Origin of the sequence: Sphingomonas sp. S-NIH.Pt15_0812, from assembly GCF_003951315.1 — a bacterium.
GTDB lineage: Bacteria > Pseudomonadota > Alphaproteobacteria > Sphingomonadales > Sphingomonadaceae > Sphingomonas.
On record NZ_QLJH01000013.1, the window covers coordinates 24,108 to 38,285 of the forward strand.

The window sequence follows — 14,178 nt, forward strand, 5'->3', positions numbered from 1 at the left end:
CAATACGGACTGTCCGCACCGGCACGCCAGGGGATCAGCCCATCCGCTTGCCGAGTTCCTTGTTCAGGTACAGCGCCGCCAGCGTGCCGATCGCGCCCGACAGCAGATAGCCACCGGCAGCGAGCAGGCCGAAATTCTGCGCCAGCACCAGCGCCGCCAGCGGGGCGAAGCCGGCGCCGAACAGCCAGGCCAGGTCCGAGGTGAGCGCCGCGCCAGTGTAGCGGGCACGCTTCGGGAAATTGTTGGTCACCGCGCCCGACGACTGGCCGAAGGACAGGCCGAGCAGGATGAAGCCGCCGATCATGAAGGCCAGCTCGCCCACGTCGCCGCCATTGAGCAGCTGCGGCGCGAAACCGCTGAACGCGGCGATCGCGACGGCGGTATAGCCGAGCAGCGAGCGGCGACCGATCCGGTCCGCCAACATGCCCGACACGACGATCGCACCGACGCCGAACACCGCGCCGATCATCTCGATCAGCAGGAAGCGGGTGATGCTCTGGTCGGTGAACAGCATGACCCAGGACAGCGGGAACACCGTGACCATGTGGAACAGCGCGAAGCTGGCGAGCGGGGCGAAGGCGCCGATCACGATGTTGCGCCACTGCGCGCGGATCGTCGCGCCGACCGGCGAGGCGGTCAGTTCGCGGGTGTCGAACAGCTCGGTATATTCCGGCGTCACGACGATGCGCAGGCGGGCGAACAGCGCCACCACGTTGAGCGCGAACGCCACGAAGAAGGGATAGCGCCAGCCCCAGGACAGGAAGTCGCCCGGCGACAGCAGTCCGGAGAAGAAGGCGAACAGTCCGCTCGCCACGATCAGGCCGAGCGGCGCGCCGAGCTGCGGGACCATCGCATACCAGCCGCGCTTGCCCTCCGGCGCGTTGAGCGCGAGCAGCGAGGCGAGACCGTCCCAGGCCCCGCCGAGCGCGATGCCCTGGCCGACGCGGAACAGGCCGAGCAGGATGGCCGAGGCCATGCCGACCTGCTCGTAACCGGGCAGGAAGGCGAGCGACACGGTCGAGGTGCCGAGCAGGAACAGGGCGATCGTCAGCTTGGTGCCGCGGCCATGGCGACGGTCGATCGCCATGAAGATCTGCGTCCCCAGCGGCCGCGCCAGGAAGGCGAGGGGGAAGAGCGTGAAGGACAGGAGCGTGCCCGTCACCCGGTCGACGAAGGGAAAGACGATCTGCGGGAACACCAGCACCGAGGCGATGGCATAGACGAAGAAGTCGAAGAATTCGGACGTGCGCCCGATGATCACGCCGATCGCGATCTCGCCGGGGTGCACGTCATGATGGCCTTCCGCGTACATCGCACGGGCATCGCGCTCGATGCCCTGCGATGTGGGCGTGGAAGAGGCGGCGGTCTCAGCCATGGCCTGAAGCTACTCCAAATATTTGGAGAGAGGCTTAGCGGGCCATGCCGCAATGCGGGATAGGACAAATTGTCCTATTTCGCAGATGCACAATCGGGAGTAGCCGCCACACCAATATGTCCCGATCCCTCTCTTGCTCCCGCGGCCTCCGGGCTGCTGCGCTGGCCGCACCCGCCCTGTTGGGCGGCTGCGACATGGTGGTCATGAACCCCGCCGGCGATGTCGCGCGTCAACAGGCCGACCTGATCCTGTGGTCGACCGGGCTGATGCTGATCATCATCATCCCGGTGATCGCGCTCACCGTGCTGTTCGCGTGGAAATACCGCGCCAGCAACACGGAGGCCGAATATCGACCCGACTGGGACCATTCGACCGGTTTGGAGCTGGTGATCTGGGCGATGCCGCTGCTGATCGTCATCGCGCTCGGCGCGCTGACCTGGCTGGCGACGCACACGCTCGATCCCTATCGCCCGCTGACCCGCGTCGCGCCGGGCGAGCCGGTGACGCCCGCGACCAAGCCGCTGGTGGTCGAGGTCGTGTCGATGGACTGGAAGTGGCTGTTCCTCTATCCGGAACAGGGCATCGCCACGGTCAACCAGCTGGTGGTGCCGGTCAACCGGCCGGTCCAGTTCAAGATGACCTCCTCGTCGGTGATGAACACCTTCTACGTCCCCGCCATGGCCGGCATGATCTACACCATGCCGGGCATGGAGACGCAGCTCCACGCGGTGCTGAACAAGACCGGCACGTTCGAGGGCAAGTCCGCCAATTACAGCGGCGCCGGCTTCTCCTACATGAACTTCCCGACCCGTTCGGTGAGCGAGGCGCAGTTCGGTGAGTGGGTCGAATCGATCCGCCGCCAGCCGGATCGCCTGTCCACCGAGCGCTATCTGGAGCTGGAGAAGCCCAGCGAGCGCGTCCCGGCGATGGGCTTCAACGCGGTGCAGCCGGGCCTGTGGGACAAGATCCTGGGCATGTGTGTGAAGCCGGGCACCCCCTGCATGCAGGATGCCATGGCCAAGGACATGAACCGCGGCGCCCATGCCCCGGTCAGCAACCGTCCGCCCGTCGACAAGCCCGACGGCGCGCTGTTCAAGGCGCCCGAGGACAAGAAGGGCGGCGAGAATCGCGGTGCGCCGATCGAGACGCCGGCCGGGTCGCAGGATCGCGGCGGTGAGAAAAATCGCAGCTTCTCCGCGATCGACCATTCCACGCTGCCGGGCGTCCCCGGCCGTTCCTCCGCCGCTGCGGGGGCCTGAGAGACATCATGTCCGAAACCTTGCTCAAGACGATCTTCGGGCGGCTGACGCTCGACAGTTTCCCCATCCACGAGCCGATCCTGGTCGGCACCTTCGCCGCGGTCGCCTTTGGCGGCGCGGTGGTGCTGGGGGCGCTGACCTATTTCAAGCTGTGGGGCTATCTCTGGAAGGAGTGGTTCACCACCGTCGACCATAAGCGCATCGGCATCATGTACATGATCCTGGGGATCATCATGCTGCTGCGCGGCTTCGCCGACGCGCTGATGATGCGTGCGCAGCAGGCCATGGCCTTCGGCGCGAACGAGGGCTTCCTGCCCGCGCACCATTACGACCAGGTGTTCACGGCGCACGGCGTCATCATGATCTTCTTCGTGGCGATGCCCTTCGTCACCGGGCTGATGAACTATGTCGTGCCGCTCCAGATCGGCGCGCGCGACGTCAGCTTCCCGTTCCTGAACAATTTCAGCTTCTGGATGACCGTGTCGGGCGCGGTGATCGTCATGGCCAGCCTGTTCGTCGGCGAGTTCGCCCGCACCGGCTGGCTGGCGATGGCGCCGCTGTCCGGGCTGGATTATTCGCCGGACGTGGGCGTCGACTATTATATCTGGGCGCTCCAGATCGCCGGCGTCGGCACGCTGCTGTCGGGCGTCAACCTGCTCGCGACCATCATCAAGATGCGCGCGCCGGGCATGACGCTGATGAAGATGCCGGTCTTCGTGTGGACCGCGCTGGCGACCAACACCCTGATCGTCGCCGCCTTCCCGATCCTGACCGCGGTGCTGGCGATGCTGTCGCTCGACCGCTACATCGGCACCAACTTCTTCACGAACACCGGCGGGGGCAACCCGATGATGTACGTGAACATGATCTGGATCTGGGGCCACCCGGAGGTGTACATCCTGATCCTGCCGCTGTTCGGCGTGTTCTCGGAAATCACCTCGACCTTCTCGTCCAAGCGCATCTTCGGCTACACCTCGATGGTCTACGCCATCCTGGTCATCACCATCCTGGCCTATCTGGTCTGGCTGCACCACTTCTTCACCATGGGGTCGGGCGCGAGCGTCAACTCGTTCTTCGGCATCACCACGATGATCATCTCGATCCCGACGGGCGCGAAGATCTTCAACTGGCTGTTCACCATGTACAAGGGGCGGATCCGCTTCGAGCTGCCGATGATGTGGACGATCGCGTTCATGATCACCTTCGTGATCGGCGGCATGACGGGCGTGCTGCTGGCGGTGCCGCCGGCGGACTTCGTGCTGCACAACTCGCTGTTCCTGATCGCGCACTTCCATAACGTGATCATCGGCGGCGTGGTGTTCGGCACCTTCGCGGCGATCAACTACTGGTTCCCCAAGGCGTTCGGCTTCAAGCTGGACAAGTTCTGGGGCACGGTCAGCTTCTGGTGCTGGACGCTGGGCTTCTACGTCGCCTTCATGCCGCTCTACGTGCTCGGCCTGATGGGCGTGACGCGTCGCCTGCGCCACTTCGACGATCCGTCGCTGCAGATCTGGTTCATCATCGCCGCGCTCGGCGCGCTGATGATCGCGGCCGGGATCGGCGCCATGCTGGTGCAGTTTTGGGTCAGCTTCCGCAATCGCGAGGCGCTGCGCGACACGACCGGCGATCCCTGGGGTGGCCGGACGCTGGAATGGGCGACCTCGTCGCCGCCGCCCGACTATAACTTCGCCTTCACGCCCGTCGTCCACGACCTGGACGCCTGGTACGACATGAAGGCGCGGGGGGCCGAGCGTCCGACCGAGGGCTTCCGGGCCATCCACATGCCGCGCTACACCGGCGCGGGCGTCATCCTGGCGGGTTGCGCGACCGTGTTCGGCCTGGCGATGATCTGGTACATCTGGTGGCTGGCGGCGCTGAGCTTCGTCGGACTGCTGGCGGTCGCGATCGGCCATACGTTCAACTATGACCGCGACTATTACATCCCGGTGGAAGAAGTGATCGAGACCGAGAATGCGCGCACCAAGGCGCTGGCGGCGGGAGCGTAAGGCATGAGCAGCGCAACCATCCCGCCCGGCGCCGAGGCGCCGATCTTCTACGAGACGGACGAGCATCACCACGAGGCGGGAGGCAGCACCATGCTGGGCTTCTGGCTCTACCTGATGAGCGACTGCCTGATCTTCGCCATGCTGTTCGCGGCCTACGGCGTCTATGGCGGCAGCTATGCCGGCGGTCCCGACCAGCGCGAGCTGTTCGAACTGCCGTTGGTCGCGGTCAACACCGCGATGCTGCTCTTCTCGTCGATCACCTACGGCTTCGCGATGATCGCGATGGACGAGAACCGCAAGGGCGCGACCCAGGCCTGGCTCGCGGTCACCGGCCTGTTCGGCCTCGCCTTCCTGGGCATCGAGCTCTACGAATTCTCGAACCTCATCCATGAGGGCGCGGGTCCGTGGCGTTCGGCCTTCCTGTCGGCCTTCTTCACGCTGGTCGGCACGCACGGCCTGCACGTCACCTTCGGCATCATCTGGCTGGTGACGCTGATGGTGCAGGTCGGCCGCAAGGGTCTGATCCCCGACAACAAGCGCCGCCTGCAGTGCCTGTCGCTGTTCTGGCACTTCCTGGACGTCATCTGGATCGGCGTCTTCACCTTCGTCTACCTGCTCGGAGTGCTGCGATGAGCGCCGAACCCCATGTCTCCACGCACGGCCATGACGCCCATGGCCATCACGGGGATCACCACGGTCACGACCATGGCGACGGCCATGCGCATGGCAGCCGCAAGAGCTACATGACCGGTTTCCTGCTGTCGGTGGTGCTGACCGCGATCCCCTTCGCGCTGGTGATGACCGACGCCTTTGCCGATACGCGGGTCACCGCCGGCATCGTCATGGCGTTCGCGCTGGTGCAGATCGTCGTCCACATGGTCTATTTCCTGCACATGAACTCCAAGTCGGAGAATGGCTGGACGCTGATGGCGCTGATCTTCACGCTGATCGTCGTGGTGATCGCGCTGACCGGTTCGCTGTGGGTCATGTACCATATGAACCAGAACATGATGCCCGGCACGGGCGCCATGTCCGGCGCCATGTCCGCGTCCGGGGATGTCGGCGGCGGGATGTGAGCAGCGCCCGCGCCCGGCCGGGGCTGATCGTCGCGATCGTCGCGGCGGTCCTGCTGCTGGTCGGGCTGGGCGTGTGGCAGGTCGAGCGGCTGGCCTGGAAACGGGCGCTGATCGCCCAGACGAGTGCGCGGCTGGCGGCCGCGCCGGTGCCGGCCCCGGGGCCGGCCGAATGGCGCAGGGTCGCTCCGGCCGACGCCTATCGCCGCCTCCGCGTCACCGGCCGCTACCGGGCCGGCGCGGATACGCTGACCCAGGCGGTGACCGATTATGGCCCCGGTTTCTGGGTCCTGACCCCCTTTCGAAGCGAGGCTGGCTACACGCTGCTGGTCAATCGCGGCTTCGTGCCGACCGGCGCCAGACCCGCGCCGCCGCTGGCCGACACGACCCAGGTCGTCGGCCTGTTGCGGTTGACCGAGCCCGAGGGCGGCTTCCTGCGCAGCAACGTCCCCGCCAGTGACCGCTGGTATTCGCGTGACGTCGCCGCGATCGCCGCGAAGCGCGGGCTCGGCACCGTCGCCCCCTATTTCATCGATGCCGATCGCGTCGCGCCGCCGGGCCAATGGCCGCAGGGCGGGCTGACCGTGGTGCGCTTCCCCAACAACCACCTGTCCTATGCGCTGACTTGGTTCGGCCTTGCCGCGCTGGTCGCGTTCATGGGCTGGCGCGCGCTGCGCCGGGGATGAGGCGGGCCGGTCTGGGGACGGCCGGGGCGCTCGCGCTGCTGGGGCTCGGGCTGGTGAGCGCCTGTGGTCGCGGCGACGCGGACCGCGAGCGACGCATCGCGGCGGCCGGCGCCGATCCCCGCCCGGCCGACTGGTTGCGGGTCAGCGACCCGGCGAGCGGCGAACGCCTGTTCCACCGCTGCGCCTCCTGCCATGCCGCCCGCACCGGCGCGCCCGATCGCAACGGACCCAATCTCCATGGCGTCCTCGGCCGGCCGTTGGGGCGGGTGAGCCCGAGCTTCTCCTACAGCTATGCGCTCCGCACCGCGTCGGGCCAGTGGACGGCGGCGCGGCTGGATCGCTGGCTGGCTGGGCCGCAGGCGGTGGTGCCCGGTACGTCCATGCCCGATCCGGGGCTCCGCGACCCGCTCGACCGGGCGGACGTGATCGCCTTCCTCTGTGGTCTCGATCCGGTCGACGGCCCGGCGAATGGCTGCCCGGTCAGGCGCTGAGCGAGCGTAGCCCACGCCTGACGATCCGGGTCGTCTCCGGCGTCGGACCGTTCGCCGACCAGCGGGCGCAAAGGGATCGCACCCAGTCCGGCCGGTCCTTGCCCGCATCGTTCAACCAGTTGCCGACCGAGTCCTGCACGTAGCAGGCAGGGTCGGCGCGCAACGGCTTCAGGATCGGCAGGCCGAGTTCGGGGCGGTCGCGAAGCGGGCGGAGATGCGCGCACCAGACACCGCGCGGCCGCGTCGCCTCGCTGGCGAAGCGACGGATCCGCTCGGAGGGATCGGCCGTCCAGCGGGCCAAGGCCGAAATCGCCATCTCGAGTTCGTCGGCGATGGCCGGCCGTACCGCGATCCACGCCCATTCGCGCACCCCGAAATGGGAATCGTCGGCGAGCGGGCGGATGCGCGCCAACCGCGCATCCAGCGACAGGCCGGGCACGGCACCGATGGCGAAGCAGGCCCAGCCGCGCACCGTGTCCGAGGGATGGTCGTACAGCGCCGCCACATGGTCGGGACCATGGCGATCGAGGATCAGCCGTGCCGCCAGCGCCATGCGCTTCACGATGCCCATGCCCGCCGCCTGGCGCAGGGTCGCGCACGCGGTTTCGCCGAGATCGGGCAGGGCGCTGCGCATCAGCGTGGCGAAGTCGATGGCCAGCCCCTCCGTCAGCGTCGTCGACTCGACCCTGCCGGCGTCGAGCAGCGCCCGGCGGGCTGGATCGATACCGGCAATGCTGCGCGGTCCGGCGGTCATCCGGTCTGTCGGCAGGGCGATCGCTGATTCATACCGGCCTTATCGTCGGGCCGTGCGGGCGGGACAAGTGGGGGGCGTGTCACGACGCCTTCCTTCCGCGCCCGAAAGTCCTACAGTCCCCCCATGCTGACCACCCAGCCCAGCGGAGCGGAGCCGCCGACGGTCACCGAAGCGGGCCGGCGCAACCTGCGCCTGCTGGTGCAGTTGCGCTGGCTGGCGGTCGGCGGGCAGCTCGCGACGATCCTGGGCGTGCATTACGGGCTCGACATCCACCTGCCGCTGGCCCCGATGCTGGCGGCGCTGGGGCTGCTGGTGGTGCTCAACCTGCTGACCCTGGCGATACCCAAGCGCTGGCCGATCACCAACCTGCACCTGGTCGCCAGCCTGATCGTCGACGTCACCTGCCTGACCATCCAGCTGTTCCTGAGCGGCGGGGCGACCAATCCCTTCGCCTCGCTGTTCCTGCTTCAGGTCGTGCTGGGCGCGATCCTGCTGGAGACCTGGTCGAGCTGGGCGATGGTGGCGCTGACCAGCGGGTTGTTCGCCGGGCTGGCGGTGACTCACCGGCCGCTGCCCCTGCCGGCGCTGATCGCGCATTCGCCATCGCCCGCCTATGTGCTGGGCAGCTGGTTCAACTTCACGCTGACCGCGGTGCTGATCGTGCTGTTCGTCACCCGCGTCACCCGCAACCTGCGCGAGCGGGATTCGCATCTGGCGGAACTGCGCCAGCGGGCGGCGGAGGAGGAGCATATCGTCCGCATCGGCCTGCTCGCCAGCGGCGCGGCGCACGAACTGGGCACGCCGCTCGCCTCGCTGGCGGTGATCCTCAGCGACTGGAAGAACGAGCCGGCCATCGCCCGCTCGCCGCACCTCGCCGCCGAGGTGGCGGACATGCGCGCCGAGGTGATGCGGTGCAAGGACATCGTCAGCGGCGTGCTGTTCGCCGCCGGCGAGGTGACCGGCGAGGCGCCGGCGCGCACCACCTTGCGCCGCTTCGTCGACATGCTGCTGCTGGCGTGGAGCCGCATCCATCCCGATCTGGTCACGGTCGATTATGGCCAGGTCGCCGACTGGGCGATCATCGCCGATCGCGCACTGGGCCAGGCGCTGACCAACACGCTGGACAATGCGGTCGAGGCGGGGGCCAGCCGCATCGCGCTGACCGTCGATCGCGAGGGCGCGGACCTGGTGCTGCGCATCGAGGACGACGGCCATGGCTTTCCCGACCATATCCTGGCGCATGTCGGCAAACCCTATCAGAGCAGCAAGGCGCGACCCGGATCGGGGCTGGGGCTGTTCCTGTCGAACAATGTGCTGCGGACGCTGGGCGGGACGCTGCGCGCCATGAACCTGCCGGGGCAGGGGGCGGGGATCACGATGCGCGTGCCGCTGGCGGCGCTGGCGGCGGAGGGAGAGACTTCATGAGCGAGACCGGAACGGAGCAGCGGCGGCTGCTGATCGTGGAGGATGACGCCGTCTTCGCGCGCACCCTGGCCCGCTCGTTCGAGCGGCGCGGCTATGCGGTGCAGGTGCTGAGCGGGCCGGACCAGCTCGAATCGGTGGCGGGGACGTTCCGTCCCGGCTTCGCGGTGGTCGACCTGCGGCTGGCGGGCGCGTCGGGCCTGTCGTGCATCGAGGCGCTGCACCGGGTCGACATGGCGATGCGGATCGTCGTGCTGACCGGCTTCGCCAGCATCGCCACGGCGGTCGAGGCGATCAAGCTGGGCGCGACCAACTACCTGACCAAGCCCGCCAATACCGACGATATCGAAGCCGCCTTCGCCAAGGTGGACGGGGATGCGGAGGTCGATCTGGCGGCCGCCCCGACCAGCATCAAGACGCTGGAATGGGAGCATATCCACCAGACGCTGGCGGATAGCGAGTTCAACATCTCCGAGGCTGCCCGACGGCTGGGGATGCATCGCCGCACCCTGGCCCGCAAGCTCGACAAGCGGCACATGGGTTGAACCACGCCGGGCGAAAAAAAGGCCGGTACGAGACCGGCCTGATAAGCTTTTAGGAGAGGATGCCTGAAAGGCCTGCTCCCTATGGGCGGCAGCGCAGCCTATGTTAAGTGCAAGTTGACGAATAGGGAATGCAGCGACTGCAATCGTCATCCCGGTGTCGTGGCCCAGGTGGCGATGTCGGGCGACTCGCCGATCAGCGCCAGACCATGGGCGATGGAGGTGAGGGCATCGCCGGTCGCCAGCCGCTCCTCGCCGAAGCGCTCGACGAACAGGCGGTGGATGCGCGGCGTCAGCGAGGTGCCGCCGGTCAGGAAGACGCGGTCGATCGCGGCGGGATCGATGCCGGCCGCCGCGAGCGCGCGATCGACCGCCTGTTCGATCCGGGCGATGTCGGGGGCGATCCAATTCTCGAAGTCGCGGCGATGCACCTCCGCCTCGATCCGCAGGCCACCGCCGTCGAAGACGAACCGCGCCTGCTCGGAGGCCGACAGGTCGCGTTTCACTCGGCCCACCGCGTCGTACAGGCGATAGCCCTGTTCCTGCTCGATCACCGCGATCATCCGTGCGATCGCTTCCGGATCGAGCGCGGCGCGGCGCAGCTTCTCCAGATCGGCGAGCGTGCGGCGGTTGCGCATCAGCGCGAGTCGCGACCAGTCGCCGAAATCACTGAAATAGCCGGCCGGGATTTCCAGCACCTTGTCGAACGAGCGGTAGCGGCCGCCCTTGCCGAGCAGCGGCATGACCAGATGATCGACCAGGCGATAGTCGAAGCGGTCGCCGGCGATGCCGACGCCGGCATGGCCCAGCGGCACGCAGCGCCGCGCCGCGCCCGGCGCCTCGATCCGCACCACGGAGAAGTCGCTGGTGCCGCCGCCGAAATCCGCGACCAGCACGGTCGCCGGCCGGTCGATCGTGGAGGCATAGCTGAACGCCGCGCCGAGCGGTTCGTAGACATAATGGAGGTCGACGCCCGCTCCGGCCGCCGCCAATTTCGCGAACATCGCATCGTAGCGGCTGCGCGCCAGCGCCTCGTCCGGGCGGTGGCCGACCCATTCGACCGGCCGTCCGACCACGATCCGCGCCAGCGGCTGGTCGAACGCGCCGTTCGCCCGCGCGATCATGTGGTCGAGGAAGCGAGCGCCCAGTTCCTCGAAGCGGAAGCGCCGCTCGAACACCGTGGCATGTTCGAAGCTCGGCGCGGCGGCGACCGACTTGAACGACTGGAGGAAGCGGCTTCCCTCGGGGAACTCGAGATATTCGGCGATCGCCCATGGCCCTGCCGCCGATTCCAGTCCACCGCGCGCCGATTCCTCCTGCCAGAAGCACAAGGCGGAACGGAACACCGGGGACGCGCCATCCGGGCCGGCGATCGGCACCAAGGCGGACTCGCCGCCGCGCGCGATGGCGGCGACCGAATTGGTGGTGCCGAAATCGAAGCCGAGCACGGCGGGTGGGGCGGGGTCGGTCATCGCTCGCTGGTGCTACAGGGACGATGGTCCGCGCAAGCCGGCAAAGCCGCTCATGCGCCCCATTCGGGCCCGTCGGGATCGGGGTGGAAACCGCTGTCGTCGGCCTCCGGCGCGGCGACCGGAGGCGGATCGCCGGTCTGCGTGATCGGCGGCAGCCGCTGCGGGGCCTCGCCGCCGAAGCGCAGCCGGATATAGGCGACGGCGCCCGCCATGCCCTGGAACATTGCGACGACAGGGACGCCCTGACGCAAGCGGCCGCCGATCCAGGGGGCACGTTCGGCGGTCAGATAGCCGATCTGGACGCCGCGTTCGCTCAAGACCGCGACGGCATGGGGATCATGGGGGTTGCGGGGTTCCGGACGCAACGACACCGGGTCGCCCGGATGGCAGAGCAGCGCCTCGAACCGGCGACTGCCGCGATCAGCATTGGGATAGTCCAGTCCGACCACCGCGAGAGTCAGTTCCTCCACCGAAGCCACGTCCTCCCAAGATAATCCATAACGGACATATGTCGCTGCAAGCCTATGTTTTGAGGCGGAAAGTCAGTCATCCCGTCGCGTCGCCGCAATATTTCCCGATAATTTGCAGATCATCAATCCGACGGGCTGCAAAACTATATCCATTTTACGACGGAATGGATACAATATCCAACGCATCGGGCCGCGGGACAAGCTGACGAGGCAGCATCGTCTTTTGGCATGTCGATGCGAGGGAATGAGGGTATTTGATGTCGATCCGCCCTGATCTTCGGGCTCTTCGATGAGCCGGCGGGACAAAGTCCCGGCTATTCCGAGCGATATCGCCATGCTGGCCTTGCGGCTGTGGCATGAGCGTCGGTGGCGGGATCGACATTTCCGGGCGTTTAGCGACTTGTTCGCCGATCCCGCCTGGAATCTTCTGCTCGACCTGCTGGTATCCGAGTCCGAGGGTCGATCGGTATCGACCACCGCCGCCTGTATGGCGTCCGGCGTCGCCGCATCGACGGCCCTGCGATACATCAACCTGCTCGAGGAGCGCGATCTGGTGATGCGGGTGCCCGATCCCAGCGACGCCCGCCGCATGTTTGTGAAACTTTCGCCGGTCGGGCGGCGGGAGATGATCGCCTATCTGCGATTGATCGAGGGCCAGCGCTGAGGGCCGCCCCCGAGCCGGTCAGACGGCAATGGCGTCGCTATTGCGCGACAGTGACTGGAACAGCGCGCGCTCGACCGGTGTGAGGCCGGACAGGCGCTCCAGCGTATCGGGCTTGATGTTGTTGCCGAGTTCGATCGCGGGCAGCGGGCTGCGGTCGTCGGCGGCAATACGGTTGTTGGCCCCGAACAGGGTCAGCTTCACTCGGCTCATGGATGTCCTCTTTGCGCGCGACCGAGTCACGGCCGGTCGCCAAGGGGAACAATGCCGCAACGGGCGACCGGTTCCACCGCTCGACCGACCCGCATCTGATCACGCGATATTCGGTGACGACCATCGCCCCCGGACATTCAAAGCGGCGTACTCGGCGTCCGCTCCGTGCCATTGTCGTTGCCGGTCTGGCTGCTGGCGAAGGGACGCATCGTGAAATCCTCTGGATCGCGGGAAAGGGGCGATCAGGCGGGCAGGCCGGCCAGGCACAATGTCCGCTCGCGCCGGCGGCGCAGCAGCAGTCCGCGCACCGGTCGGCCGCCGGCGAAGCGGAAGGCGAGGAACCGGTCGCAGCCCTGCCGCCAGCGCCCGGCGGCGAAATGCCGGGCGATGCTGGAGCGGCAATAGCCGGCGACGCCGATGTTGAAGGTCAGCCGCGTCACGGCGGCGAGCTGGTTCGGCCGCTCCGCCAGTTCGGGCGAACAGGCGAGCGCACCGGCCATATGCGCCCGGGCGTCCCGCCGCAACAGCGTCTCGCATTCGGCATCGGTGCGATACTGTCCGGCGCGCACATCCGGCCCGGTATGGCCGAAGCAGATCGTCGCGACGCCGGCGATATCGGCATAGCCGGTGTTCCGCTTGCCCTCATCCCCGCGCAGGCCGGCGATCGCCAGGGCCAGGGCGGCCGCGATCGCGGCCGTGCCGCCGACCGCCCTGGCCGACAGGGCCCCGCGCTCCGCCGGTCGCGGCCGATGGTCGCGTACCGGCTGGGGCAGCAGGCGTGCGACGACGACCAGCGCGAACAGGATCATGCCCAGCCAGTCGCCGGCCCGCGCCGGCAGCAGCGCGCGAAGCTCGACCGGCATCACCGCCCACAGGTCGAGCAGCCGCTCCGGCATCAGCAGCATCGCGGCATAAAGAAGTGAGCCGAACGCCGACAGGCGCACGGACCACCAGCGCGAGGCGTCGCGCCAGTCGATACGGGTCATATGCATCTCCGCTGGGGCCCCGGAGCCGGGGCGGGCCTTAGTCCGGTCGGATGGTGCGTCGCCGGCGGCGCAGGGCGGCGACGATCAGGCGCAGGGCGGGCTGGGCGTGCAGGGCCAGGCACGCCACGACCAGCAGTGCCGGGATCTGGCTCATTTGCCTGCGCCCCTGGTCATCATCTGCAAGGTCGCCTCGATCCGCGCGGTGCGGACGTCGATGGCGTTGAGCAGGTCCTGGCGGCGATCCTCGCGCTGTTCGAGCTGGCGGACCTGGGTCTCGACCTGTTGCAGCCGCTGTTCGCGCTGGCCGTCGCCCCGGATCGCGCCGGCCAGCACGGCGGCGGCCGCGATGATCGTGCAGATCAGCGTCAGCAGATCCTTGGTGGCCATGCGCGGCGGCGGCGGGGCGGTGCCGGGCGCACTCGATGGTAGGGCGGTTGCCATGATCTCACTCCTTCGCAGCCAGATATTCGTACTTGTTTTGTTCTATACCGGATCGTGCGACAGTCCCACGCTGGCGCGTGCGGCGGCGAGCTGATCGGGATCGCGGATCCAATGCGCACCTGTCTCGAGCTGGGCGCGGAGCAGGTTGCGACACCCCTCCGTCGCCATGCAGCGATCGGCATGATTGGTGCCGACCGCCTCAACCCAAGACGGATCGTCGCCGATGCACTCGGCTGCGTCGGCGGAAGCGGCCATCGCCACCTCCGCATCCATGATCGGGGTCATCCTGTCGCTCCTTCGGCAAGGTCGGCTTATGGCCGGCTGTCA

17 protein-coding genes are annotated in these 14,178 nt (G+C 67.8%); 9 read left to right on the plus strand and 8 right to left on the minus strand.

The genetic code is table 11. The annotated features are described in order from the left end of the window. Positions 1–34: 34 nt before the first annotated feature. Complete coding sequence (locus BRX43_RS10345) at positions 35–1,375, minus strand: MFS transporter (protein WP_125994784.1); 1,341 nt, start codon at positions 1,373–1,375, stop codon at positions 35–37. 116 nt (positions 1,376–1,491) lie between these two features. Here BRX43_RS10345 and cyoA point away from each other — a divergent pair, with 116 nt between their 5' ends. From cyoA to BRX43_RS10375, 6 genes are read left to right on the plus strand one after another with little or no spacing between them, the layout of a single operon-like run. After that, positions 1,492–2,634, plus strand: coding sequence for a ubiquinol oxidase subunit II (cyoA, locus tag BRX43_RS10350; protein ID WP_125994785.1), 1,143 nt, complete (start codon positions 1,492–1,494; stop codon positions 2,632–2,634). An 8-nt stretch (positions 2,635–2,642) separates the two neighbouring features. Next, positions 2,643–4,640 (plus strand): cytochrome o ubiquinol oxidase subunit I, encoded by a 1,998-nt coding sequence (gene cyoB, locus BRX43_RS10355; protein ID WP_125994786.1) that lies wholly within the window; start codon positions 2,643–2,645, stop codon positions 4,638–4,640. A gap of 3 nt (positions 4,641–4,643) precedes the next feature. Next, positions 4,644–5,273 carry a cytochrome o ubiquinol oxidase subunit III gene (gene cyoC, locus BRX43_RS10360; RefSeq protein ID WP_125994787.1) on the plus strand — a complete coding sequence of 210 codons (630 nt, stop codon included), beginning with the start codon at positions 4,644–4,646 and terminating at the stop codon, positions 5,271–5,273. Further along, positions 5,270–5,716 (plus strand): cytochrome o ubiquinol oxidase subunit IV, encoded by a 447-nt coding sequence (gene cyoD / locus BRX43_RS10365; RefSeq protein ID WP_125994788.1) that lies wholly within the window; start codon positions 5,270–5,272, stop codon positions 5,714–5,716. The genes cyoC and cyoD overlap by 4 nt, the downstream gene beginning before the upstream one ends. Further along, positions 5,713–6,399, plus strand: coding sequence for an SURF1 family protein (locus BRX43_RS10370; protein ID WP_164523579.1), 687 nt, complete (start codon positions 5,713–5,715; stop codon positions 6,397–6,399). The genes cyoD and BRX43_RS10370 overlap by 4 nt, the downstream gene beginning before the upstream one ends. Then, the gene (locus BRX43_RS10375; protein WP_125994789.1) at positions 6,396–6,890 is read left to right on the plus strand and encodes a c-type cytochrome; all 495 of its coding nucleotides are present in this window, start codon (positions 6,396–6,398) and stop codon (positions 6,888–6,890) included. Before BRX43_RS10370 ends, BRX43_RS10375 begins: the two co-directional genes overlap by 4 nt. On the opposite strand, the gene BRX43_RS10380 is transcribed toward BRX43_RS10375, so the two are convergent. Continuing rightward, positions 6,880–7,644, minus strand: a complete 765-nt coding sequence (locus BRX43_RS10380; protein ID WP_125994790.1) for a DNA alkylation repair protein — start codon at positions 7,642–7,644, stop codon at positions 6,880–6,882. The two genes, BRX43_RS10375 and BRX43_RS10380, sit on opposite strands and share 11 nt — an antisense overlap. A gap of 123 nt (positions 7,645–7,767) precedes the next feature. Here BRX43_RS10380 and BRX43_RS10385 point away from each other — a divergent pair, with 123 nt between their 5' ends. Continuing rightward, positions 7,768–9,069, plus strand: a complete 1,302-nt coding sequence (locus tag BRX43_RS10385; protein WP_125994791.1) for an ATP-binding protein — start codon at positions 7,768–7,770, stop codon at positions 9,067–9,069. Further along, positions 9,066–9,611: a response regulator transcription factor gene (locus tag BRX43_RS10390; RefSeq protein ID WP_125994792.1), complete on the plus strand. Its 546-nt coding sequence runs from the start codon at positions 9,066–9,068 to the stop codon at positions 9,609–9,611. The genes BRX43_RS10385 and BRX43_RS10390 overlap by 4 nt, the downstream gene beginning before the upstream one ends. Before the next feature lie 146 nt (positions 9,612–9,757). Here BRX43_RS10390 and BRX43_RS10395 read toward each other — a convergent pair whose 3' ends face one another. Further along, the gene (locus tag BRX43_RS10395; RefSeq protein WP_125994793.1) at positions 9,758–11,080 is read right to left on the minus strand and encodes an Hsp70 family protein; all 1,323 of its coding nucleotides are present in this window, start codon (positions 11,078–11,080) and stop codon (positions 9,758–9,760) included. Between the two features lie 50 nt (positions 11,081–11,130). Continuing rightward, positions 11,131–11,550 carry an HIRAN domain-containing protein gene (locus tag BRX43_RS10400; protein ID WP_125994794.1) on the minus strand — a complete coding sequence of 140 codons (420 nt, stop codon included), beginning with the start codon at positions 11,548–11,550 and terminating at the stop codon, positions 11,131–11,133. 289 nt (positions 11,551–11,839) lie between these two features. Here BRX43_RS10400 and BRX43_RS10405 point away from each other — a divergent pair, with 289 nt between their 5' ends. Then, a complete protein-coding gene (locus BRX43_RS10405; RefSeq protein ID WP_125994795.1) occupies positions 11,840–12,214 on the plus strand; it encodes a winged helix DNA-binding protein in 375 nt (124 codons plus the stop codon). A gap of 18 nt (positions 12,215–12,232) precedes the next feature. On the opposite strand, the gene BRX43_RS10410 is transcribed toward BRX43_RS10405, so the two are convergent. The 4 genes from BRX43_RS10410 to BRX43_RS10425 form a co-directional block, all read right to left on the minus strand. After that, entirely contained in the window at positions 12,233–12,424 is a 192-nt protein-coding gene (locus tag BRX43_RS10410; protein ID WP_125994796.1) for a hypothetical protein, read from the minus strand. Between the two features lie 242 nt (positions 12,425–12,666). Further along, the gene (locus BRX43_RS10415) at positions 12,667–13,410 is read right to left on the minus strand and encodes a glycoside hydrolase family protein (protein ID WP_125994797.1); all 744 of its coding nucleotides are present in this window, start codon (positions 13,408–13,410) and stop codon (positions 12,667–12,669) included. Positions 13,411–13,560: 150 nt separating this feature from the next. Further along, the gene (locus tag BRX43_RS10420; protein WP_125994798.1) at positions 13,561–13,851 is read right to left on the minus strand and encodes a hypothetical protein; all 291 of its coding nucleotides are present in this window, start codon (positions 13,849–13,851) and stop codon (positions 13,561–13,563) included. A 42-nt stretch (positions 13,852–13,893) separates the two neighbouring features. Continuing rightward, positions 13,894–14,136, minus strand: coding sequence for a hypothetical protein (locus BRX43_RS10425; protein WP_125994799.1), 243 nt, complete (start codon positions 14,134–14,136; stop codon positions 13,894–13,896). Positions 14,137–14,178: the final 42 nt, after the last annotated feature.